Source organism: Micromonospora sp. WMMD730 (assembly GCF_049178955.1).
Taxonomy (GTDB): Bacteria; Actinomycetota; Actinomycetes; order Mycobacteriales; family Micromonosporaceae; genus Micromonospora; species Micromonospora wenchangensis.
Map to the genome: position 1 here is coordinate 5,299,267 of NZ_JBMHML010000002.1, position 22,769 is coordinate 5,322,035.

Annotated in this window: 23 protein-coding genes; 12 read left to right on the forward strand and 11 right to left on the reverse strand. The window is 69.9% G+C overall.

Annotation, left to right across the window (positions count from 1 at the left end; all coding sequences use genetic code 11):
- Positions 1-14 precede the first annotated feature (14 nt).
- On the reverse strand, positions 15-935 hold the full coding sequence (locus ACN265_RS22390; protein ID WP_421409304.1) for an alpha/beta fold hydrolase: 921 nt from the start codon (positions 933-935) through the stop codon (positions 15-17).
- A 56-nt stretch (positions 936-991) separates the two neighbouring features.
- Between ACN265_RS22390 and ACN265_RS22395 the strand changes: the two genes are divergently transcribed.
- Positions 992-1,606 carry a TetR/AcrR family transcriptional regulator gene (locus tag ACN265_RS22395; protein WP_421409306.1) on the forward strand — a complete coding sequence of 205 codons (615 nt, stop codon included), beginning with the start codon at positions 992-994 and terminating at the stop codon, positions 1,604-1,606.
- Here ACN265_RS22395 and ACN265_RS22400 read toward each other — a convergent pair.
- Entirely contained in the window at positions 1,593-1,934 is a 342-nt protein-coding gene (locus ACN265_RS22400) for a hypothetical protein (protein ID WP_421411586.1), read from the reverse strand. The two genes, ACN265_RS22395 and ACN265_RS22400, sit on opposite strands and share 14 nt — an antisense overlap.
- Before the next feature lie 250 nt (positions 1,935-2,184).
- Positions 2,185-2,958, reverse strand: a complete 774-nt coding sequence (locus ACN265_RS22405; protein ID WP_421409308.1) for a phosphotransferase — start codon at positions 2,956-2,958, stop codon at positions 2,185-2,187.
- Positions 2,959-3,144: 186 nt separating this feature from the next.
- On the opposite strand from ACN265_RS22405, the gene ACN265_RS22410 reads away from it, so the two are divergent.
- Both ACN265_RS22410 and ACN265_RS22415 read left to right on the forward strand, forming a co-directional pair.
- Complete coding sequence (locus ACN265_RS22410; protein ID WP_421409309.1) at positions 3,145-3,819, forward strand: uridylate kinase; 675 nt, start codon at positions 3,145-3,147, stop codon at positions 3,817-3,819.
- 78 nt (positions 3,820-3,897) lie between these two features.
- On the forward strand, positions 3,898-4,329 hold the full coding sequence (locus ACN265_RS22415; RefSeq protein ID WP_421409311.1) for an NUDIX domain-containing protein: 432 nt from the start codon (positions 3,898-3,900) through the stop codon (positions 4,327-4,329).
- Here the strand turns inward: ACN265_RS22415 and ACN265_RS22420 are convergent.
- Positions 4,303-4,737, reverse strand: a complete 435-nt coding sequence (locus tag ACN265_RS22420) for a hypothetical protein (protein WP_421409312.1) — start codon at positions 4,735-4,737, stop codon at positions 4,303-4,305. The genes ACN265_RS22415 and ACN265_RS22420 overlap by 27 nt on opposite strands.
- A gap of 58 nt (positions 4,738-4,795) precedes the next feature.
- Positions 4,796-5,161 (reverse strand): DoxX family protein, encoded by a 366-nt coding sequence (locus ACN265_RS22425; protein ID WP_421409314.1) that lies wholly within the window; start codon positions 5,159-5,161, stop codon positions 4,796-4,798.
- A 115-nt stretch (positions 5,162-5,276) separates the two neighbouring features.
- On the opposite strand from ACN265_RS22425, the gene ACN265_RS22430 reads away from it, so the two are divergent.
- Positions 5,277-5,654 (forward strand): winged helix-turn-helix transcriptional regulator, encoded by a 378-nt coding sequence (locus tag ACN265_RS22430; RefSeq protein ID WP_363657052.1) that lies wholly within the window; start codon positions 5,277-5,279, stop codon positions 5,652-5,654.
- 121 nt (positions 5,655-5,775) lie between these two features.
- Here ACN265_RS22430 and ACN265_RS22435 read toward each other — a convergent pair whose 3' ends face one another.
- Complete coding sequence (locus ACN265_RS22435) at positions 5,776-8,838, reverse strand: hypothetical protein (protein WP_421409316.1); 3,063 nt, start codon at positions 8,836-8,838, stop codon at positions 5,776-5,778.
- Between the two features lie 12 nt (positions 8,839-8,850).
- Between ACN265_RS22435 and ACN265_RS22440 the strand changes: the two genes are divergently transcribed.
- Both ACN265_RS22440 and ACN265_RS22445 read left to right on the forward strand, forming a co-directional pair.
- Positions 8,851-9,666: an inositol monophosphatase family protein gene (locus ACN265_RS22440; protein ID WP_421409317.1), complete on the forward strand. Its 816-nt coding sequence runs from the start codon at positions 8,851-8,853 to the stop codon at positions 9,664-9,666.
- Between the two features lie 66 nt (positions 9,667-9,732).
- Complete coding sequence (locus ACN265_RS22445) at positions 9,733-10,317, forward strand: hypothetical protein (RefSeq protein WP_421409319.1); 585 nt, start codon at positions 9,733-9,735, stop codon at positions 10,315-10,317.
- A 126-nt stretch (positions 10,318-10,443) separates the two neighbouring features.
- On the opposite strand, the gene ACN265_RS22450 is transcribed toward ACN265_RS22445, so the two are convergent.
- Both ACN265_RS22450 and ACN265_RS22455 read right to left on the reverse strand, forming a co-directional pair.
- Positions 10,444-10,665: a DUF397 domain-containing protein gene (locus ACN265_RS22450; protein ID WP_421409321.1), complete on the reverse strand. Its 222-nt coding sequence runs from the start codon at positions 10,663-10,665 to the stop codon at positions 10,444-10,446.
- Entirely contained in the window at positions 10,662-11,525 is an 864-nt protein-coding gene (locus ACN265_RS22455; RefSeq protein WP_421411588.1) for a helix-turn-helix domain-containing protein, read from the reverse strand. The genes ACN265_RS22450 and ACN265_RS22455 overlap by 4 nt, the downstream gene beginning before the upstream one ends.
- 304 nt (positions 11,526-11,829) lie before the next feature.
- On the opposite strand from ACN265_RS22455, the gene ACN265_RS22460 reads away from it, so the two are divergent.
- Positions 11,830-12,078, forward strand: coding sequence for a DivIVA domain-containing protein (locus ACN265_RS22460; protein ID WP_208569897.1), 249 nt, complete (start codon positions 11,830-11,832; stop codon positions 12,076-12,078).
- Positions 12,072-12,350, forward strand: coding sequence for a hypothetical protein (locus tag ACN265_RS22465; protein WP_421409323.1), 279 nt, complete (start codon positions 12,072-12,074; stop codon positions 12,348-12,350). The genes ACN265_RS22460 and ACN265_RS22465 overlap by 7 nt, the downstream gene beginning before the upstream one ends.
- 27 nt (positions 12,351-12,377) lie before the next feature.
- On the opposite strand, the gene ACN265_RS22470 is transcribed toward ACN265_RS22465, so the two are convergent.
- Positions 12,378-13,154, reverse strand: a complete 777-nt coding sequence (locus tag ACN265_RS22470; RefSeq protein WP_357932550.1) for a DeoR/GlpR family DNA-binding transcription regulator — start codon at positions 13,152-13,154, stop codon at positions 12,378-12,380.
- 40 nt (positions 13,155-13,194) lie between these two features.
- Positions 13,195-15,243: a beta-galactosidase gene (locus tag ACN265_RS22475; protein ID WP_421409327.1), complete on the reverse strand. Its 2,049-nt coding sequence runs from the start codon at positions 15,241-15,243 to the stop codon at positions 13,195-13,197.
- Between the two features lie 279 nt (positions 15,244-15,522).
- Here ACN265_RS22475 and ACN265_RS22480 point away from each other — a divergent pair, with 279 nt between their 5' ends.
- The 4 genes from ACN265_RS22480 (at position 15,523) to ACN265_RS22495 (ending at position 21,095) form a co-directional block, all read left to right on the forward strand.
- The gene (locus ACN265_RS22480) at positions 15,523-16,848 is read left to right on the forward strand and encodes an ABC transporter substrate-binding protein (protein WP_204924072.1); all 1,326 of its coding nucleotides are present in this window, start codon (positions 15,523-15,525) and stop codon (positions 16,846-16,848) included.
- Between the two features lie 22 nt (positions 16,849-16,870).
- Positions 16,871-17,830: a carbohydrate ABC transporter permease gene (locus ACN265_RS22485; protein ID WP_088642202.1), complete on the forward strand. Its 960-nt coding sequence runs from the start codon at positions 16,871-16,873 to the stop codon at positions 17,828-17,830.
- A complete protein-coding gene (locus ACN265_RS22490) occupies positions 17,827-18,747 on the forward strand; it encodes a carbohydrate ABC transporter permease (RefSeq protein ID WP_204924071.1) in 921 nt (306 codons plus the stop codon). Before ACN265_RS22485 ends, ACN265_RS22490 begins: the two co-directional genes overlap by 4 nt.
- Before the next feature lie 152 nt (positions 18,748-18,899).
- Positions 18,900-21,095, forward strand: a complete 2,196-nt coding sequence (locus ACN265_RS22495; protein ID WP_421409330.1) for an alpha-galactosidase — start codon at positions 18,900-18,902, stop codon at positions 21,093-21,095.
- A gap of 208 nt (positions 21,096-21,303) precedes the next feature.
- Here the strand turns inward: ACN265_RS22495 and ACN265_RS22500 are convergent, their stop codons facing one another.
- Positions 21,304-22,692, reverse strand: coding sequence for a cellulase family glycosylhydrolase (locus ACN265_RS22500; RefSeq protein WP_420117103.1), 1,389 nt, complete (start codon positions 22,690-22,692; stop codon positions 21,304-21,306).
- Positions 22,693-22,769: the final 77 nt, after the last annotated feature.

The following is a 22,769-nucleotide window of genomic DNA, read 5'->3' on the forward strand; positions in this document are numbered from 1 at the left end:
CCGGTGGGCCGGACTCAGCCCTGCGACACGGCCGGCGTCGACCCGCCTCCGAGGAAGCCCGTCAGGATCTCGGTGAACCGCGCCGGCTGCTCCTCGGCGGCGTAGTGGCCGCAGTCGTCGATGACCGCCTCGGTGACGTCGTCGGCGGCCAGGCGCATCGTCCGGGCGACAAGCGCGCCACTGTAGAGCGCGCCGCCGATGGCGAGCACCGGCAGCGTCAGCCGGGTCTTCGCCCGCTGTTCGTTCTGCGCGATCGTCTCGTCCAGCGCCCGGTAGTAGCCGAAGCTGGCCCGCAGCCCGCGCGGGTCCGCGACGATCGCGTCGACGTAGACGTAGACGGCGTACGCGGGGATGGTGGTCGGGGTGGCGGCCTTCGTGGCGAACTGGTAGCCGAAGAACAGCCGCTCCCGGCCCCGGACCAGCGCCTCGCTGAGATCGTCGAGCCGGTTGAAGCCGAAGTGCCAGAACCGCTGGCTGACCTCGGCCGGGCTGAAGAACGGCGGGGTCGGCGTGAGGCCGGGGATGATCGCGTCGACGACGGCGAGCCGGCCCACCCGCCCGGGGTGGTCGGCGGCGAGGGCGTAGCCGGTCCACATGCCGATGTCGTGGCCGACCACGTCGAACCGGTCGTGTCCGAGGGCGGCCATCAGGGCGACGAGGTCGGCGGCCAGCGTGCCGGCGTCGTACCCGTCGTCGGGCTTGTCGGAGAGGCCGGTCCCGCGCTGGTCGACGGCGACGACGGTGTGCGTACGGGCGAGGGCGGGCATCACCTCACGCCAGGCGTACCAGGTCTGCGGCCACCCGCCGACCAGTAGCAGCGGTGGGCCGTCCCCGCCGGTGACGGCGTGCAGCCGCAGCCCGTCCAGCTCGACGAGCCGGCTGGAGAAGACGTCGGTGAAGCCGTCGGGCAGCCGCAGCGCATCCAAGGTTGTCATGCCGGCGACCATACTCATCTTGGAACGATCGATACAAGATGGGTATGCTGACGATTATGGCGGGCCGCAAGCAGTTCGACGTGGACGAGGCGTTACGACGTGCGATGCACGTCTTCTGGCGCTGGGGCTACTCGGAGGCCTCCATCGACCGCCTCACCGAGGGCACCGGCCTGGGCCGCAGCTCGCTCTACGGCACCTTCGGCGACAAGAGCGCCCTGTTCCGCAGCAGCCTCCAGCTCTACACGCAGACTTACCACCCGCTGTACGACCAGGCACTGCGCGGCCCTCACCCGGACCCGGGCGCCGTGGTGGCCGCCTTCCTGCGGGTCACCCTGAACCGCATCGCCGACCCGACGGTGCCGGACGGTTGCCTGGTCACCGTGTCGGCCACACAGTTCCCGGCCCTCGACGAGGAGGGCCGGGCGATGGTCCGCGCCGTGATCGACGGCCTGCGGGCGATGCTGGAGCAGGCGTTGCTGACGGCGGGGGCCGGTGAGCGGGAGGCGTCCGAACTCGCGCTGTGCACACTGGCGACGAACAAGTCCCTGGCGGTGCTGAGCCGCGCCGGCTTCTCCGGTGAAGAGCTGGCCACCGTCGCCGCAGCCGCCGCCCGCCCCCGGGGACCAGCTGTGCCGGCTACGCCGACCCCGCCCGCCCTCACCGACCGGTGAGCACCGGCGACGTGATCACCGACAACTCCAGCACGGCCGGCAACGCCGCCACACCCGGACCACCGGCCCGAACCCAGGCGACCAGATCAGCCACCACGGCGTCGTCGGCGACAAGCCCGAACCAGACCGGCCGCGCACCGTGACGCCGCGCGGCCGCACTGGGCTGCACCACCATCACGTTGGACTGCGCGCACACGTCCAGGCAAAGACTGGTCCGCACCCGATGATCCGGCTCCAGAGCCTCTCGTAGACCGTCGAGCTGCGCGTCGTGATCGACCGTCGGATGCTTGGTCCGGCTGCCGCAGCAACAGTCCCGGCACACCGTCACCAGGCAACCCTCGGCCACACCGGTCCTCCCCGTCGCGCCTCTCACCACGGTAACCGCAGCTCCGCCACCACTGAGATCACCAGTGTCGCTGCGGGTGATCCCCACGGGCGCCCACGGGGCTGACGCCGGACCTGGGGTCCGCTTCGGGTTCGGCCCACATGCCGTTGTAACCGACTTTCCGCTGACTGGTCTTGCGTGCACCCTCCCCGACGGCTGCAATCCTGCCAACCCCACCCGCCCCCGAGAGCGGTCAACGCGTCCAGAAGGTCGCCGGAAGGGCTTCGACGTCGGTCGCGGACCGTTCGAGCAGTGCCGCGATGGGCAGCAGAGCGGTCGCCGCAGCGTCCCCGGCGTCGGCCAGGTGACGGATCACCTCCGCCTGCCGCCGGGCCCGCTGCGGCACCGCGGCGGCGAACCCACCCCGGTCACCCTCATAGCCGTACGCGTCGAGCAGCAGGCGCAGCCGGCGGGCCCGCTCGCGCAGGTCGTCGTCGGTCAACGGGCTGCCGTCGCGCGGTGAGGCCAGCGGCACCCAGGTCAACGCGGAGAACGCCAGGTCCCACTCCCGCGACGACGGGCCGGCGGTGTCCCAGTCGCAGAACCCGACCAGCCGGTCACCGTCCACCACCGCGTTGTAGGGGGAGGCGTCCTGGTGCCCGACGACCAGCCCGGCGCCCATCGTGCGGCCGACGAACCAGCACTCGTCCGGCGGCGGGGTGAAGTCGGCGGTCAGGTCGTGGACCCGGCGCAGCCACCGGCCGACCTGGACCAGCATCGCGTCGGCCCTCGCCCAGTCGGGCCAGGGATCCCGGCCGCCGATCGTCTCCCCCGGCAGATAGCTGAGCATCTCGCGGCCCCGGTCGTCGAAGCCGAGGACGCGGGGGGCGGCGTCGAACCCGGCATCCTCCAGATGCCGCAGCACCGCGTGCACGGTGGTCGTCCACCGCGACGCCCGCTTGTGTACGACACCATCGATCAACACGGCACCCGTGGTGTTACCGCCGGGAAGCACCTCTTCACGCATCTGCCCGGTATACCGGGCGTCACGACGCCGACGACACCGAATTTCGTCCGACCGGGCCCGACCACGACCCGGCATTCACGACGATAAAGTCACAAGGTGCGCCAGTCAGCTTGTCGGCGATGGGCTGGGCTGGCACCGGGAACGGTCATCGGGTTCCACGCCGAGCGGTGGGGACAGGGCGGGGATATGGACCAGGGCACCCGCGACGAGTTGCTCGGCCGTCTGGCTGATGCGGTCGGGACCATCGCCGTCAAGCACCCGACGCGGGTTGCCGTGGACGGGCCGCCCGCCGCCGGCAAAACCATGCTCGCCGACGAACTGGCAGTCGTCCTGCGCGAACGTGGCCGCGATGTCATCCGCGCCACGATCGACGACTTCCTCTTCCCTCGGGCACAGCGCTACCCACGCGGCGAGTACTCGGCCGAAGGCTGCTACTTCGACGCCCACGACCGCGAGGCGCTGAACCGGGTTCTGCTCGATCCGCTCGGTCCGGGTGGAGACCGGCGCTTCCGACCCGCCGTCTACGACGGCACCACCGACACCGCACTGTCCCCGTGGGTGACGACTGCCGCCACCGACGCCGTGCTGGTTTTCGACGGCGTCTTCCTCATGCGCCCGGAACTGATTGATCGGTGGGAGCTACGCGTCTTCGTGTCGGCCACGCCGGAAAAGACCGTGGAGCGTGCCGTCGTCCGCGAGCGCCGGGCATCCTCCCGGGCCGAGGTCGAACGGCGCTGGCGCGAGCGTTACCTACCTTCCCAGGAGTTCTACTTCACCACGGTCCGTCCGACCGATCACGCTGACATCGTCGTGCACAACGACGAGCCGCAGCAGCCCGCCTGGACGGTTCGGACCCGCTGACCGCCCTCGATCCGACTACGCCACCCCGACCGGCTGCGAGGGCCAGGAGTTGTCCCACCCGTGTGGTCGGATCCCGGCATGCACATAGTCGTCTGCGGAGCGCTCGTGGTGAATGACGCGGTCCTGCTGGTGCACCGCAGTCCGGCCCGCCTGGCGTACCCGGATCTGTGGGATCTGCCCGGGGGTCACGTCGACGCGGGCGAGTCCGAACGCCAGGCCCTCGCCCGTGAGCTGTGCGAAGAGGTCGGCGTCGAGATCGTTGCGGAGTCCTGCTCCCGGCTGGGCGAGCTGCGGTCCGGCAGCGGCGAGGACGCCGTACGCGTGGGTGTGTGGCACGTCGGAGCCTGGCTCGGCTCCCCCACCAACCGCGCGCCCGACGAGCATGACGACCTCGCCTGGGTCGGGCTCAGCGAGCTGGGCGGCCTCCCCCTCGTGCACGGCGGCCTACCGGCGCTGCTCCGCGCCCTCGACCGGCCGCCCGCCTCACGCCTGATCGAGGAGGTGGCGTGACGGCAGGTAGTCGATCTTCGTGTCGGCGTAGACGCCGAGCGTGCCGTCGTCGAGGCACCGCAGGCCGACGCTGATCCAGCGCACCTCGCCGTCGGCACCGAGCGCGTAGCCGACCGCGACGGCGAACTGCTCACCCCCGCAGGGGCAGGAGCAGGACTCGTGACCGGTCTCGTCCCAGTAGTCGGCGCTGTCGCCGATGAAGGCGACCGCGCCGCAGGCGAGGCAGGTCCGCCGGGTCGCCTCCTCCTCGTCGATGTCGACGCGGAAGGCACGGCCGTCGCACCCGGCACACCGGGACTCCACCACCGTGGCGACCGGGTAGCCGCCGGCCGCGAAGTAACGGAGGTAGTCGGCGAGGTCGTCGACGTTCTCCCCGCGCCACAGTCTTCCGGACCTGTCGATTGCCATCCCGGCATTCTGCCCGGTGTGGGCGGTGCGTCGGCGGGCCGGACGACCCTCGTGCGGCTCAGACCCAGGTGGTGGCCAGCCAGATCGCGACGGCGGCGGTCACCAGCAGACCGATGTTGAGCCCGATCTGGCGGGTCTCACCCCGGGACAGGTGCACCGCGATGCCGCCGACCTGGATCAGGACGAACCCGGCGGCCGCCGCGACCGCGAGCCAGGGTGCGATCCCGGTCAGCGGCGGCAGGACCAGGCCGGCCGCGCCGAGAACCTCCAGCACCCCGATGGTCCGGACCAACGGCATGGGTACGCGGTCGACCCAGCCCATCATCGGCCGGAGCTGCTCCCGGCTCTGGGCGACCTTCTTGCCCCCGGCGTAGAGGTAGAAGACGGCCAGCAGGGCGGCGACGATCCAGTAGGCGAGTGTCATGACGGGCCTCCAACTGTGAACACGATGGTTACGAGAAGGAACTAGCCACATCATGTGTCAGTATCGGAGGGCTTACAAAAGGCACACGGGTGTGCGTAAGGCACAGGGGGTGGTCATGTCGCAGTACGAACACACCTGCATGATCCGAGGCGACGGCGGCCGGACGATCCGGGCGATCCTGGACCGGATCTGCAACAAATGGACGTTGCTGATCGTGGCGACCCTCGACGCGGGCGCACTGCGCTTCACCGAGCTGCACCAGCAGATCCCCGGCATCTCCCAGCGCATGTTGACGCTCACCCTGCGCCACCTGGAGCACGACGGCCTGGTGTCCCGCACGGCGTACGCGGAGGTCCCGCCCCGGGTGGAGTACGCGCTGACCCCCACCGGCAAGAGCCTCATCCCGCCCGCGCTGGCCCTCGCCGGCTGGGCCATCGAACACGTCCCCCACATCGAGGCGAGTCGGGCCCTCCACCAGACCGGGACAGGATGACGTCGGAAGGCTGTTTCCATGGAGGCTGCGGGGCCCACCACCGTTGCGGCGGTGGGCCCCACGTCACCGGGGATCAGAGGTTGCCGTCGCCCACACCTGCGAGATCTGTCCTCGTACGGCGTCAGGTGCCGTTGGAGACGTAGATGTTGTAGCGGGTGGTGTCGGTGTCCGTGCCGTCCGCCTTGTGGCCGGTCACCGACAGGGTGTGCGTCTCGAAGTTCTGCGCGGGCGTGTAGGTGATCGACGCCCACCCTTGGCTGTCAGCCGGCACGTCCGTCGACGGGCCGTCGTCGATCTGCCAGGAGAAGGACACGATTCCCGCAGTGCCGCCGCTGAACTCGAAGGTGCCGGGAACACCGGCACCGCCAGACCAGGTACCGCTCGGATACTGGGCGCTCACGACGTAGGGCGCATCGCCGACCGTGAAGTCGTAGTCCGTCACGGGCGAGAGTTCACCGCCCGCCGTCGAGCTCCGCACGTGCAGCGTGTTCGTACCGTTGCGTTCGAACGGCACCGCGACCCGTGTCGCCGTACCGTCGGCGCTCGCCGGCAGGATCTGCTCCGGACCGTCGTTGACCCGATAGTGGTACTCGGTCACCTCGCCGAACAGTTGGGTGCTGAAATAGAAGTATCCGGTCCAGCCGATCCCCACACGTGACCAGTCGTAGGTGCTGTAAACGGCGACCTTGTTGTCCCGAACGCTGAACGGCGCGATCCGCAGGTCCGATTCGGTGCCGTCCGCGCCGACGCTCGTGACCCGCACGTCGTTGTAGCCCCACGAGCCCGGCGTGTACGTGACCGTCGCGGTGCCGTCGGGACCGGCCTGGATGGTCTCCTCGTCGGCGCTGTTGAACGAGTAGCGGTAGGAGGCGACGTCCGGCAGTCCCGGATGGAAAGTGAACGTCACGGTCCGACCGACGGTGCCGTCGCCCTCCGGCGTCTGCGTGACCACGGGGCCGGACCAGATGCCGAACGTGTAGGTGGTGGCGGGCGAGCGCGAACCGTCCGACAGCAGCGCCTGAACGACCACGGTGTTGTCGCCGGCGTGCGTCGGCGTGACCGTGATGAGAGCGTACGGATCGCCCCCGGTGGGCACGGTCTGCTCGGCGCCGCCGTCGAACCGGTAGACGAATCCGGTCAGGTTCGGCAGTCGACTCTGCAACTCGACGCTCAGCGGCACGCCGACGCCGTCCCGGCGCGGCCAGATGCTCAACTCGTTGGCGTAGGCGGTCGGGCGGTTGTCGATGATGTTGAACTGATAGTCCGCTTCCATCGACGTGGAACCGTCCGCCCGCACCGACCGGACGACCATCGAGTGCCAGCCCGGCGTCGCCGTCCACGGCAGTACGGCGGTGTCGTCGTCGGCTGCCGGAACGGTCTTCCACTCGTCGTCGAGGTTGTACTCGTAGGCGACGACATCGTTGCTGTGCGGGGTGAACCGGAACGAGCCGACCTTGCCCGCGACCTGGTCGGTGTCCAGGTTGAACTCCGCCGACTCGACGCCGGGAGCATCGGTGACCCAGACCTGCAGGGTCTCCTGCCCGATCAGCTTGTTGTTGGCGTAGCTCCGGACAGCCACCTCGATCAGGCCGGTGGTGGTGAACGTGACAGGGCCGGTGGCCTTGCCGTCGACCGCCGGGAGACGGACCTCCGCGCCGTCCTTGAGCTGGTACCCGAACGCGGTGGTCTCGGGCTTCGACGCGATGAACGTGATCGTGCTCGGCAGGCCGACGCCCTGCACGACGACATCGACGCGCGGTGCCGTCTCGGCGACCCGGAACCGGTAGTTCTTCTCGGGCCCCCGGTTACCCGCCGCGTCGACGGACGCGACATAGAGGTCGGTGATCAACCGCAGCTTCGGGGTGTACTTCAGGGTCGCCCTGCCGCCCGGGTGCCGGGCCGGAACCTGGCCGGAATATCCCATGGAGTCACGCCAGGTGAACGCGACCACGTCACGGTCGCCAGCCCCGTCGAAACGGAACGTTCCCTCGATGCCGGTGCCACCGCCCGGGGAGTCACCCTCGGGATAGGTCCGCGACGACACCTCCGGCGGATCGGCCGGTGCGGTCAGATCCATGACCAGGTAGCAGATCCTGCTCCATGGGCCCTGGTCGTAGTAGTCGCTGGCCTGCGCCTGCCAGGCGAGGACCGTACCGTCGGCGTACTGGCTCAGGTCGGTGCCGTAGTAGTCGTGGAATTCGCGACGCTGGTCGGGGTGGTCGACCGGCCAGATCGCGTACAGCACGGTCGGGTGGTCGCCCTCGTCCGCATCACTGGGGGTGGCTGAGAAGACCGTGTTCCGTGCTGCCGGCGACGGCTTGGCCAGCGTGCCGCACGGCCGGTCCGGGTACTTCAGTTTGAGGTCCGTGACCGTGGGCGGGTGGTTCACCGTCACACTGAGCACCGGCTTGTCGAAGGTACGACCGGTCCACCCGACGCCTTCCTGATCGGCGGCGACCCGGAACTCCAGGGTGATGCTCTTTTCACCCCGGCTGAGCGCCGCGTTGAGCGTGGCAACCATGTCGAAGCCCAGGTAGCCGGGGCAATAGGCAGCGCCGGCACCCCGCTTGGCGGTCAACAGCTTCTCGATCTCGGCCGGCGGACGCAGCCAGGTGGTGTTGCTCTTGACCGGGCGGGTCCGCCACACCTCGATGGTTGCCGGGACGGAGCAGTCGACGACCGTCTTCTCGTTCGTCCACAGGTATGAGCTGTGGACGACCGTGCCCTTCAGCATGGTCAGGTCGTAGGTGAAGTAGGAGCGGTAGATGTGCGTCCGGTCGGCCTCGTCGCGGGAGGTTCCGACCGGCGGCGCCACCGCCGCATCGACGACCTTCGCGTCCGGGTTCTGCGAGTCGAGATAGGCCCAACTCTTCAGCGTCACATCGAACGAGTCGGCGGCCGAGGCCGGAGAACCGGTGGTCACCATGGCTGCCACAACCGCAAGAATCGTCAGCGGTATGGCCGCCCTGAAGCGTCTCATGTGGACTTGTACCCTCCCCCGTGGCGGCGTCGCTATCGACGCCGAGGGCGTCATCGTAGCGAGGGGAGCGCAATCCGTAGGGGCGGTTTTCGACGCCCTCTGAGGTGCGGGATCAGGCCGCTCGGAGGGTGACCACGGGGCAACCGACACTGTTCCTGACCGACCGTTACCGGCGCGCGGTGCGCGCCCGCAGCTCGGCGACACTACCCTTCAGTCATGTCGATCAGCGACCACGCCCTGGCCATCGAGGCGGCGCAGGCCGGTGCCGCGACCGTACGCTCCCACTACGGTTCGGCCCTGGCACGTTTCGACAAGGTCGGTGGCGATTTCGCCACCATCGCCGACCTCGATGCCGAGAAGGCCATCATCGATGTCCTACGCGCGGCGCGCCCGGACGACGTCGTGCTGGGCGAGGAGGGCGGACGCACCGGCCCGGCAGGCAACGGTCGCACATGGCTGGTCGATCCCCTGTGCGGAACACTGAACTTCGCCGTACGCAACATGCTGGTCTCGGTCAACGTGGCCCTGCGGATCGGGACCGCCACCATCGTGGCCGCCTCGGCGGACCCGTTCACCGGCGAGGTGTTCTGGACCGACGGCGATGCCGCGTACCTGCGCACCGGCGGGACGGACGCACAACTCGTCCCGTCGGCGGAGTCCCACCTGGTCGACGTCAATCTCGACCCGCCGTTCCCGAACAGGAACAGCTTCCTGGCAGCCCGGCTGCTGGCCGACGACGACTTCATCCACCGGTTCCGGCCCCGGGTGGTATCCACCACCCTGGCGGTGGCCTGGGTCGCCGCCGGACGCCGTGCCGCGTACGTCACGGACGGCCACCTACGCGACAGCGTGCACTTCACCGCCGGAATCGCCCTGTGCCAGGCAGCCGGTTGCGTCGTCACCGGAATCGACGGCGAACCGCTACACACGGGTGCCGGAGGACTCGTCGCGGCTGCCGACAGCCAGACCCACATCGCCCTCCTGGACCTCATCCGCAAACAACGTCTCACATCCGAACCGGTATCCGCATGAACGGCGGCCCCGACAGGGCCCTGCGGTGGCAGGACGAGGCAAGCAATCACCCAGGGAGACAGCGGCATGACGTCGCAGAAAGACGCGATGCCAGAGGAGCCCGCCTGCGGCGGGAAGTACGCACGGGTCGAGCGGGAGAGACGGTTCCTGCTGGCCGGGCCACCGCCGCCGGCCACGGTTACCGCCGGCCGCCGCATCACCGACCGGTACCTGGATGGCACCCGGCTTCGCCTACGGCGGGACGAGAGCCTTGCCAGCGGAGCCTGCGAGTTGAAGCTCACCCAGAAAGTACCCGCCCAGCGGCCGGGTCACGTCCAGGGACTGATCACGAACATGTACCTGTCCCCAGCCGAATTCGAACTGCTCGCCCGCCTGCCGGCCGCGACCCTGGGCAAGACACGCCTGAGCGTCCCACCGCTAGGCATCGACGTCTTCGACCCACCGCTGCACGGTCTGGTCCTCGCTGAGGCCGAATTCACCACCGACGAGGCGGCACACGCCTTCCTCCCACCCCCGCAGGTGGTCGCCGAGGTGACCGACGACGTCCGGTTCACCGGCGGCTCGCTCGTCCACGCCCACCGTGACGATCTGCTCAGCTGGCTCGCCGACTACGGCATCAAGCCAGTCACCACCACCCGGCGGACCCCCTGAACTCCCCGTTCTCACCTCGGCCTGCCGATCGGTGACGATGTTCTCCAGGAGACTCCGGTCTTTTGTCCACCCGGGGTCGGTGGGTTGGTCGAACACGCCGGCAAGGTCGCCCCACTTGCACCAGGCTCAGGCGTCGGTGAAGTCGAACTCGCCGTCCTTGACTCCGCCGACGAAGGCCGCCCACTCGTCAGCCGTGTAGACGATCGTCGCCGCGTCTCGGGCCTTGCTGTGTCGCACGGCCACCCGACCCGAGCCGTCGAGCAACGGCCCCGCTTCCACACAACTCCCGCCGTTGCTGTCGCTCTTGGTGCTGATGTGCCAGGCGACCTCAGGCAAAGCCTCGTTCATGCCAACTCCTCTGCAATGACGCCCATCAGGGCGGTCGACTCATCTTTGCTGAGTGCGGACTTCGACAGACGATCGTACGCATGGAGAAAGCGCTCGGCTTTTGGTGACTCCATGTAGAGCCGACCGCCGAGGGATTCGACGTAGGCAACCGCAGGATACGGCTCGGGAAGATGGAAGATCCAGAACGTGCCGTCGAGTCCCTGGTGGAGGGCAACCGAGAACGGCATGATCTGGATGCGGACGTGCGGCAGGGCCTGGAGTTCCATCAGGTGCGCGAGCTGGTCCCGAAGAACCTGGACACCACCGACCCGGCGACGCACGACGGACTCGTCGATGACGGCATGAATCGTGAGGGGACGTTCCCTGGCGAGCACTTCCTGCCGCGAGAGCCGCAGCTCGACCCAGCGGTTGATCATCGACTCGGACGCCTCCGGTTCCGCCGCGTTCCGGATCACCGCCTCGGCGTAGGCCCGGGTCTGGAGCAGCCCCGGCACGAGGGTCATGTGAAAGCAGCACACCTTGTCGGCACGGCCCTCCAGCCACGGGTACTCGATGAAGGACGAGTCGACGACGTCGCCGTAGTCCTCGTCCCAGCGGTCGGTACGCCACACGTCCTCGGCCAGCGCCAGCAGGCGGGCCCGCTCGGCGGCGTGGTGGAAACCGTAGAGGTCGAGCAGTGCGACGACGTCACCCTTGCGGATCGGCCAGTCCGCCCGCTCGTAACGGCCGAGCGCCGACATGTCGCGTTGCAGGTGCTCCGAGACGAGTTTCAAGGTCATTCCGCGTTCTTCTCGGAGTGCGCGGAGTTGTTGGCCGAGCCACTGCGCGCGCAGGGTCCGTATGAACGGCTTGTGCGGCATGATCCACCTCTCGAAAAAGTTGACGAGGCCCGCGAAGGAACCATTGCTCCAGTTCCAGCCCACTGGAAACGTGGCCTTCGGGTGAGGGTGATCACCGGCCCCCGGGGACGCCCGGTGCAAGCGCAGTAACCGCGGCTGTGCCAACAGCCGAGAAGGTGACGAGAGACGGCCTCGCGGATGGCAGCCGCATACCGGATCTCGTCGGGTCTCAACATGAAGCCGAGTTCCGGCTCCGACCGACTTGCTGAATACCTATCACGGCGGCGTGGGTTCCCGCGACCCCGTACCCATCAGGAGGCGACGAATGATCCGCGACGACGGCACCCTGCCGGCCCGGCTGCATCCGCTTCTGGTCCGCGACCACCAGTTCCCCACCGCCGGCTTCGGCCGGCGGGGCCTCGATCCCCGGGAGGTACGCCGGTTCCTGATCCGGGTCGCCCTGGAGTTGGCCAGCCTGCATCAGGAGGTGTCCCGGCTGACCGGGGAGAACACCAGACTCAAGCGGCTGCTGCGGGACCGCCGCAGCGCCCAGGCCAACCGTCCCCCGTGCTGAGCGATGACCCGGCGTCCGGCCGGGACGACGGTCACCGCCACGTGCTGCACCTGCCCGTCACGGCCACCGACCAGGACCAAGCGCTGCGTTTCGCGTACGCGCTGGCGCGGTCGTTGGCCTTGGTGCCGGGGGTCGAGGTGGCCGGGGCCACCGTCTCCGCCGAGGACGCCCAGCACGTACGACGGTGGGTGTTCTGTGACCGGATCATGGCGGACCGGCGGCGCTGCCGGGCGCGGGCCGACCACGACGGGCCGTGCGACCCCGAACGGTGACCGAGGTCGGCGGGGACGCGACGGCGGTCAGTCGACCTCGACGACGACCAGCTCGCCGACCTGTTCGCCGATCTGCCGGCGGCTGTCCGCCGGCAGCCCGGCGTCGGTGATCAGCAGGTCGGCCTCGGCCAGTGGGGCGATGGTGGCGATGCCGATCGTCTCCCACTTGGTGTGGTCGGCCAGCACCACGAGGTGCCGGGCCGCCCCGATCAACCGCTTGTTGACCGCCGCCTCCAGCAGGTTGGGGGTGGTGAACCCGGTGCGCGGGCTCATCCCGTGCACGCCGAGAAAGAGCAGATCCACATTCAGGGTACGGATCGCCGCCTCGGCCACCGGCCCGGTCAGCGCATCCGACGGGGTACGGATGCCGCCGGTCAGCACCACCGTCTGGTCGACGCGCGGGTTCTGGTAGAGCGCGTCGGCGACCGGGATCGAGTTGGTCACCACGGTCAGCCCGGGTACGTCGCCGAGCAGGGTGGCCAGCGCGGCGGTGGTGGTGCCGGCCGACAACGCGACGGCCATCCCGGGCTCGACCATCCGGGCGGCCCGACCGGCGATGGCCCGCTTCTCGTCCTGCTGGCGGATCGACTTGGCGGCGAAGCCGGGTTCCTCGGCGGACCCGGGGCCGGCCAGGGTCGCCCCGCCGTGCACCTTGTCGACCAACCCCCGTTCGGCCAGCACCTCCAGATCGCGGCGGATCGTCATGTCGGAGACGCCGAACCGGCTGACCAGGTGACTGACCCGCACCCCGCCGCGCTGCCGGATCAGCTCCAGGATGGCGTTCTGCCGTTGCTGAGCGAGCATCGAACCTCCCAACCGCGCGGACGAGGGAACGGTACGCAGGTCAGGCCGCTGCGGCCGGGGACGGTTCACCCGCTGGGACCGCCCCGCTCACGGCCGGCTCCTCCCGCACCACGGCCACCTCGCCGGCGGGCACCCGCAGCGTGCCGCCGCAGGGCTGCCCGGTGAGCAGGTCGGTGCCGGTCACGTCGAGGGTCGCCTCGGCGTCGGTGTGGTTGACCACGAACAGCCAGGACCGGTCGTCGGCCCGGCGACGGACCACCTCGACGCCGGTCGGGGCGACGGCCGGCGGGCGTACCCCGGCCTCGGTGAGCAGCCGGCCCACCAGGGCGTCGGTGGCCGCCTCGTCGAGCCGGGTGGCCAGGTACCAGGCGGTGCCGTCGCCGACCCGGTGCCGGGTCAGCGCGGGCACGCCCGGCAGCGGGCCGTCCTCGTAGGACGCGACGACCTCCGCGCCGGCCGGGTGCAGCCACTCGGTCCACACGTCGGCGGTGGAACCGTCGTCGAGCGCCACCCGCTCGCCTGCCAACAGCGGGAAGAACTCTTCGGTACGCACCCCGAGCAGGTCCCGGAACGCCCCCGGGTAGCCGCCGAGCCGGATGTGGTCGTGCTCGTCGACGATTCCACTGAAGTAGGTCACCAGCGCCGTCCCGCCCCCGGCGACGTACCGGCTCAGCGCCTCGGCGTCGGCGTCGCGGACCAGGTAGAGGGTGGGGACGAGGACCAGCCGGTAGCCGGACAGGTCGGTCGACGGGTGCACCACGTCGGCGGTGACGCCGGCCCGCCACAGCGCGTCGTAGAGCGCCCGCATCCGGTCGGCGTAGGTGACGTCGACGCTGGGGTGGGAGTCCAGCTCGACGCCCCACCACGCCTCCCAGTCGAACAGGATCGCCACCTCGGCGTCGACCCGGCTGCCGCGGACCTCGGCCAGGGCGGTGAGGTCGGCGCCGAGCCGGCAGACCTCGTCGAAGACCTTGGTGTCCGGGCCGGCGTGCGGGACCAGGGCGGAGTGGAACTTCTCCGCGCCGGCCCGGGAGGCCCGCCACTGGAAGAACAGCACCCCGTCGGCGCCGCGCGCCACGTGGGTGAGGCTGTTGCGGCGTAGCTGGCCGGGGGTCTTGGCGACGTTGCGCGGCTGCCAGTTGACCGCGCTGGTGGAGTGTTCCATGAGCAGCCACGGGTCGCCGCCGGCCACGCCCCGGGTGTGGTCTGCGGCGAACGCCAGGCCGAGGTGGGCGTTCGGGTCGGTGACGGTCAGGTAGTGGTCGTTGGCGACCAGGTCCACGTCGGCGGCCCAGGAGTGGTAGTCCATGTGCTTGATGCCCATGCCGATCATGAAGTTGGTGGTGACCGGCTGGCCGACCCGCCGCTTGAGCACCTCCCGTTCGGCGCGGAGCTGGGCGCGCTGCGCGTCGGAGGAGAAGCGCAGGAAGTCGAGCTGCTGGGTGGGGTTGGCGAAGGTGGGCGCGGCGCGCGGCGGGTTGATCTCGGCCCAGTCGTGGTAGCGCTGGCTCCAGAAGGTGGTGCCCCAGGCGTCGTTGAGCCGGTCGAGGTCGCCGTAGCGCTCGCGCAGCCACTCGCGGAACGCCTCGGCGCTGACGTCGCAGTAGCAGTGCACGTTGTGGCAGCCCAGCTCGTTGGAGACGTGCCACATCACCACGGCGGGGTGCTCGGCGTAGCGGTCGGCGACCGTCTCGACCAGGGCCAGCGAACGCTCGCGGAAGACCGGCGAGCTGGGGCAGTAGCCCTGCCGGCCACCGGGCCACAGCACGGTGCCGTCGACGGTGCGCGGCAGCGTCTCGGGGTGCCGGTGGGCCAGCCACGGGGGCGGGCTGGCGGTGGCGGTGGCCAGGTCGACCCGGATGCCTCCGGCGTGCAGGACGTCGAGGGCGCGGTCGAGCCAGCCGAACTCGTACCGGCCGGGGGACGGTTCGAGCAGGGCCCAGGAGAAGATCCCGACCGAGACGAGGTTGACGCCGGCCCGGCGCATGAGCGCGACGTCGTCGGCCCAGACCTGCTCGGGCCACTGCTCGGGGTTGTAGTCGGCGCCGAAGTAGATTCCGTCGCCCTGCCAGCTGCCGTGTTGCCGCATGAGAGCAGAGCGTGCCCCTAGCGGTCGATCAAGTCAACACTTTCCAACACGGACCCGCTTTCCAACGTTTACCACCAGGATCCCGTACGGCTTCGGCGATATCGATCCGGAGCTGCCCTCTTGACAGGCGCGCACGGACGGGTAGCTTCAAGCGCCACCGGGAGTTTGTGTTTGCCAATGTTCGTTCTCGGTGGATCTATGTTGGCATTCTCGAACAGCCGCTCCCCCACCACTGACGGCCCTCGGGCGCAGCGCACCTCTTCTTCCGCAGGAGGCACCATGTCCCGTCCCCGCACCGAAGCCGAGTATCTCGCCCGGCTCGTACCGTCCTCCGTCGCCGGCATCGGACGACGTTCCCTGATCACCGGGGTCGGCGCGGGCGCGCTGCTCGGCACCGGGCTGCTCGCCGGTTGCGGCTCCGACTCCGACTCGGGCAGCGACAGCAAGGAGGTGTCGGTCGGTTCCAACCAGTCCGACCCGCAGCCCAAGGGGGTCATCGCCAAGGTGATGGACGGGTTCAAGACCTCGTCCGGCATCACCGCAAAGATCAACACGGTGGACCACAACACCTACCAGGAGAACATCAACAACTACCTGCAGGGCAAGCCGGACGACGTGTTCATGTGGTTCGCCGGCTACCGGATGCGCTTCTTCGCCGCCAAGGGACTGGCCGGCGACATCAGCGACCTGTGGGGCAAGCTCTCCGGCTACTCCGACGCGTTCAAGAAGGCGTCCACCGGGGACGACGGCAAGCAGTACTTCGTACCGTCGTCGTACTACCCGTGGGCGATGTTCTACCGCAAGTCGGTCTGGAAGCAGCACGGCTACCAGGTGCCGACCACCCTCGACCAGCTCACCACCCTCAGCGCGCAGATGAAGCGGGACGGCCTCACCCCGATCGCCTTCGCCGACAAGGACGGCTGGCCGGCGATGGGCACCTTCGACATCCTCAACCTGCGGATCAACGGCTACCAGTTCCACATCGACCTGATGGCCGGCAAGGAGGCGTGGACCTCCGACAAGGTGAAGAAGGTCTTCGACACCTGGGCCGGCCTGCTCCCCCTGCACCAGCCGGACAGCCTGGGCCGCACCTGGCAGGAGGCCGCCCAGTCGTTGCAGCAGAAGAAGAGCGGCATGTACCTGCTCGGTCTCTTCGTCGCCCAGCAGTTCGGCAACGACGAGCAGGACGACATCGACTTCTTCACCTTCCCCGAGATCGACCCGGCGATCGGGGCCAAGGCCCTTGACGCGCCGATCGACGGCTACATGCTGGCCCGCAAGCCGAAGGCCGAGGCCAGCGCCAAGAAGCTGCTGGAGTTCGTCGGCTCCAAGGAGGCCGCCGACATCACGGTGAAGAACGACCCGACCACGCTGGTCGCCAACAGCGGCGCGGACACCAGCGGCTACACGGCCCTGCAGAAGAAGGCCGCCGAGCTGGTCGGCTCGGCCACCGAGATCGCCCAGTTCCTCGACCGCGACACCCGGCCGGACTTCGCCTCCACCGTGATCATCCCGGCGCTGCAGCAGTTCATCAAGAACCCCAAGGACATCGACGGGCTGGTCAACAGCATCGAGAACCAGAAGAAGTCGATTTTCACCAGCTGACGGCGAGAGGGGGAGGACCGTCGTGTCCGACCTGCCCCTGATCCAGGCGGATCACGCCGTGTCGTCGCCGGCCACGACCACCACCTCCCCGGGTGGTCGCGGCCGGCGGCTACGGCTCCTGTCCCGCACCGACCGCGTGGTGATCACGCTGATGGTGCTCGTACCGCTGCTGCTGGTGGTCGCGCTGGTCTGGCTGCCCGCACTGGCCACCGTGGCGCTCTCCGGCACCGACTGGGACGGCATCGGGCCGCTCAGCGAGATCGACTGGGTCGGCGGCCGGAACTACTCCGACGTGGTCAACATCTACCCGCCGTTCGTGCCGGCGATGCAGAACAACCTGCTCTGGCTGGCCGCGCTGTTCGTGGTGGCCACCCCGTTCGGGATGTTCCTCGCCGTGCTGCTCGACAAGGAGATCCGGGGCAGCCGGTTCTACCAGACCGCGCTCTACCTGCCCGTGGTGCTCTCGCTCGCGCTGATCGGCTTCGTCTGGCAGCTCATCTACTCCCGCGACCAGGGGTTGCTCAACGCCGTCCTGGGCGGCCAGACCGACTGGTACGGCGACCCGAACGTCAACATCTGGGCGGTGCTGGTGGCGGCCGGCTGGCGGCACGTCGGCTACATCATGCTGCTCTACCTGGCCGGGCTCAAGGGCGTCGACCCGTCGCTGCGGGAGGCCGCATCGGTCGACGGCGCGTCGGAGACCAGCACCTTCTTCCGGGTGATCTTCCCGGTGCTGCGGCCCATCAACATCATCGTGCTGGTGGTGACCGTGATCGAGTCGCTGCGCGCGTTCGACCTGGTCTGGGTGATCAACAAGGGACGCAACGGCCTGGAGCTGATCTCCGCCCTGGTGACCCAGAACGTCGTCGGCGAGGCCAGCCGGATCGGCTTCGGCTCCGCCCTGGCGACGATCATGCTCGCGGTCTCGCTGGTCTTCATCACCATCTACCTGGCCGTCGTCATGAGGGAGAACCGGCGATGAGCGCGTCGACCGTGACCCGACCGCCGGCATCGACGCCGACGGCCAAGCCGGCACCGCGCCGCCGGCCCCTGCGCCCCGCCCGGGTGGTGCTGCACCTGTTCCTCGGCGCGGTCGCCGTCGGTTGGCTCTTCCCGATCCTCTGGGCGGTGCTGACCTCGCTGCGCTCGTACGCCTACACCGCCGCCAACGGGTACGTCTCGTTCGGCGGGTGGACGTTCGACAACTACGTCACCGCCTGGCAGACCGCCGAGTTCGGCAAGCACTTCCTCAACTCGGTCTACATCACCGTCCCGGCGGTGCTGCTGACCCTGTTCCTCGCCTCGTGCGTGGCGTTCGTGATCGCCCGGTTCAGCTGGAAACTCAACATCGTCCTGCTCGGGCTGTTCACGGCCGCCAACCTGCTGCCCCAGCAGGCGCTGCTGATCCCGCTGTTCCGGATCTTCACCGAGGTGCCGCTGCCGGAGTTCATGAGCGACTCGGAGCTGCTCTACGACAGCTACTGGGGGCTGATCCTGGTCAACGTGGCCTTCCAGTGCGGCTTCTGCGTCTTCGTGCTGAGCAACTACATGAAGGCGCTGCCCCGCGACCTCTACGAGGCGGCCATGGTGGACGGGGCGAGCATCTGGCGGCAGTACTGGCAGGTGACCATGCCGCTGTGCCGGCCCGCGCTGGCGGCCCTGGCCACCCTGGAGGTGACCTGGATCTACAACGAGTTCTTCTGGGCCACCGTGCTGATGCGCACCGGCGACAAGTTCCCGGTCACCAGCTCGCTGAACAACCTGCGCGGCGAGTTCTTCACCGACAACAACCTGGTGTCGGCCGGCTCGGTGCTGGTCGCCATCCCCACCCTGGTGATCTTCTTCCTGTTGCAGAAGCAGTTCGTCAAGGGCCTGACCCTGGGGGCGTCCAAGGGCTGAGCCACCGCCCCCACCCACCCATGTGCGCGAGAGCGGTATTCCTGGCAGGCATGAACATGACCCACAGGCATACCGCTCTCGCGCGGCACTGACACCCCTCGACCTCACCCACCGTGACGGACGCCGGGGTGCCCGCACCGGAGATGAGCGCCATGACCGATCCGACCGTGATCCACCTGCGCCGGGGCCACACCAGCCTGGTGCTCGACGCACGCGGCCCGGGGCTGCCCCGGATCGTGCACTGGGGCACCGACCTCGGCCCGGTGCCCGCCGACGACCTGCCGGCCCTGCTCGATGTCACCGTGCCGCCGGTGGTGCCGAGCAGCTTCGACGCGCCGACCGTGCTGTCCCTGCTGCCCGAGGCGAGCGCCGGCTGGAGCGGCCGGCCCGGACTCGCCGGCCACCGCCACGGACGGGACTGGTCGACCGCCTTCCGCCTCGACGCGATCGACGTCGATGATCCGCGTGGCGACGTGGGGGACGCGGTGCGCGTAGCCCATGAGGAGGATGACCGGGGTGGAGTCGGCGCGGCGCGGGTGAGCGTGCGGGCGACGGACCCGGGCGTCGGGTTGACCCTCACCGTCGAGATCGCCCTCGACCCGGTCGGGGTGCTGACCGTGCGGCACCGGCTGCGCAACGACGCCGACCAGCCCTACGAGGTGCGCGAGCTGACACCGGTGCTGCCCGTGCCGGCGCTCGCCACCGAACTGCTCGACCTGACCGGCCGCTGGTGCCGCGAACGTGCGCCGCAGCGGCACCCGTGGCCGCACGGCGCCTGGGTGCGCGAGGGTCGGCACGGGCGGACCGGGCACGACGCCACCCTGCTGCTGGTCGCCGGCACCGCCGGATTCGGCTTCGGCCACGGCGAGGTGTGGGCGGTGCACACCGCGTGGAGCGGCGACCACGTGACCGTCGCCGAACGCCGCCCGACCGGTGAATCCACCCTGGGCGGCGGGGAACTGCTCGCCCCCGGGGAGATCGTCCTCGGCCCCGGTGAGGAGTACGCCACCCCGCTGCTCTACGCGGTGCACTCCACCGCCGGGCTGGACGGGCTCAGCGACCTGCTGCACACCCACCTGCGGGCCCGGCCGGAGCATCCCCGCACGCCGCGTCCGGTCACCCTCAACGTGTGGGAGGCCGTCTACTTCGACCACGACCTGGACCGGCTGCGGACCCTCGCCGACCGGGCCGCCGAGGTGGGCGTGGAACGGTTCGTGCTCGACGACGGCTGGTTCACCGGCCGCCGGCACGACCGGGCCGGCCTGGGCGACTGGCAGGTCGACGCCGACGTCTGGCCGGCCGGCCTGGGACCGCTCATCGAGCACGTTCGCGGGCACGGCATGCAGTTCGGGCTCTGGGTCGAACCGGAGATGGTCAACCCCGACTCCGACCTGTTCCGCGCCCACCCCGACTGGGTGCTCGCCGCCCCCCACCGGCTACCCCTGCCGTGGCGGCACCAGCAGGTGCTGGACCTGGCCAACCCGGCGGCGTACGCCCACCTGCTCGACCGGCTCGACGCCCTGCTGACCGGGAACCCCGGGATCGGCTACCTCAAGTGGGACCACAACCGGGACCTCACCGAGGCCGGGCACGCCGGCCGGCCCGGGGTGCACGCGCAGACCGTGGCGGCGTACCGGCTCCTCGACGAGCTGCGCGCCCGGCACCCGCACCTGGAGATCGAGAGCTGCTCGTCCGGCGGGGCCCGGGTCGACCTGGAGATCCTGCGGCGTACCGACCGGGTCTGGGCCAGCGACACCAACGACGCCCTGGAACGGCTGTCCATCCAACGCTGGACCGGGCTGCTGCTGCCCCCGGAACTGGTCGGCACGCACATCGGCCCGGGACGCTCACACACTACCGGCCGGGTGCACACCCTGGGCTTCCGGGCGGTCACCGCGCTCTTCGGCCACCACGGCATCGAGTGGGACATCGTCGCGCTCGATCCCGCCGAGCGGGCCGAGCTGACCGCCTGGGTCGCCCTGCACAAGCGGCTCCGGCCGCTGCTGCACACCGGGCGGGTGGTGCGGTTCGACCACCCGGACCCCGCCGTGCAGGCGCACGGCGTGGTCGCCCACGACCGCTCCCGCGCCGTGTACGCGGTGTCCCGGGTGGCCACCTCAGTCACGCAGACCCCCGGCCCGGTGCGCCTGCCCGGCCTCGACCCGGCCCGCCGGTACGCCGTCCGTCCCGCGCAGGGGGTGCCGGAGCCGGACGTCATGCAGATCACCGGACCGGGCTGGCTGCCCGCCGTGACGCTGCCCGGCTCGGTGCTGGCGACGGTGGGCCTGCACCTGCCGGCCCTGAACCCGGAGCAGGCGCTGCTGCTGGAGGTCGACGCCGTCGACTGACCCGCGCGGGTCGCGTGATCCGGCGCGGCGCGCCTGACCGGCCGGGCGCCGGCCGGCCGCGGCGCCTGACCGGCCACGCGGCGCTTGATCGACTCATCGGGGGCGAGGTAGCGGTGTCCCCGACGCTCGATACCGCTACATCGCCCCCGATGAGGGGATCACGCACGGGTGGTGGCCGGGCCCCGGAGGACCCGGCCACCCGGGGCGGTCAGCTCGCGGTGCAGGTCACCGCAGGCGCCGGGTTGCTGCCGGTCCAGCTACCGATGAAGCCGAAGGCGGTGCTGGCCCCGGCGCCGAGCCGGCCGTTGTAGTCGACGTTGCGGGCGGTCACCGTGCTGCCGCTGCTGCTCAGCGTCGCGTTCCAGGACTGGCTGACGGTCTGGCCGTTGGCGTAGGTCCACTTCGTCGTCCAGCCGTTGATCGCCGCGCTGCCGGCGGTCACCTTCACCTCACCCTGGAAGCCGCCCTGCCACGACCCGATGACGGTGTACGTGGCGGTGCAGCCCCCGGTCGCCGGCGGGGTCGTCGTCGGCGGGGTGGTGGGGGGCGTGGTCGGCGGGGTGGTCGGTGGGGTCGTGGGCGGGGTGGTCGGCGGCGTGGTCGGGGTGGTGCCGGAGTAGACCGAGGCCTCCTTCGCCGTCGCCTTGATGCCGTTGACGCCGTTGAAGATCCGCTGGCCCCAGGTGGTCAGGGCGGCCGGGTTGAAGTTGGTGGTCATGTCGAGGTACTCCACGCCACCGCCGTTGCCGCTCCACGACCAGCCCAGGTAGCCGATCCCGTTGGCCTGGGTGTACGACAGGATGGTGTCCTCGTCGGGGTTGCCGTCGGAGTGGTCGAAGCCGAACTCGCCCACCACGATGGGCAGCTTGGCGGTGCGGAACCGGCCCAGGTAGTCGCTGATCTCGGCGGCGGTGTCGAAGACGCCGTACATGTGGATCGAGAAGACCGTGTTCTTCTGCGGATCGGCGGCGAACACCCCGGCCGCGTTGTCGCGCATGGTGAACGACCAGTCCTGACCCCAGTTCGGGGCGTCCACCATGATCGTGTGGCTGATCCCGCCGGCCCGCAGCCGCTTGATCGCGTTGGCGTTGTCGGTGGCCCAGGTGGCGTAGCCCTGGTTGCCGTACGGCTCGTTGCCGATGTTGACGATGACGTACCGCTCCTGGCCCTGCAGGGCGCTGGCGATGCTCAGCCAGTAGTCGACCGCCCGGTCCAGGGTGATCGCCCCGGCCTGCTCGCCGTAACCGGTGGTGTCGTGCACCTCCAGCACGCAGATCAGCTTGTTGGCCCGGCACAGCGAGATGACGTTGCTGACGTCGGCGGCGGTGTTCTTGGTCCAGCGGTCACCGCTGGCCAGCACCACCCGCACGGTGTTCGCGCCGAGCGCCTTGATGTTGGCGAAGGAGGTGGTCTGCTGCGGGTACCAGGTGTGGGCGTGGTTGACGCCCCGCATGATGAACTCGTTGCCGTTGGCGTCGTAGAGCTTGCCACCGGAGACCGTGAAACCGGCCGCGGCCTGGGCCGGCTGGCCGAAGGCGAACACGGCGGCGAGGACGGTGAGCAGGGCGACGCCGGCGACGGAAAGCCGCTTCTTCATGGGTTTCCTCAGGAAGGGTCGACCCCGTTGCCCTGGCGGGGTGGCGATGCTGGTGACGGTGGCGCTCGGCTGCAGCC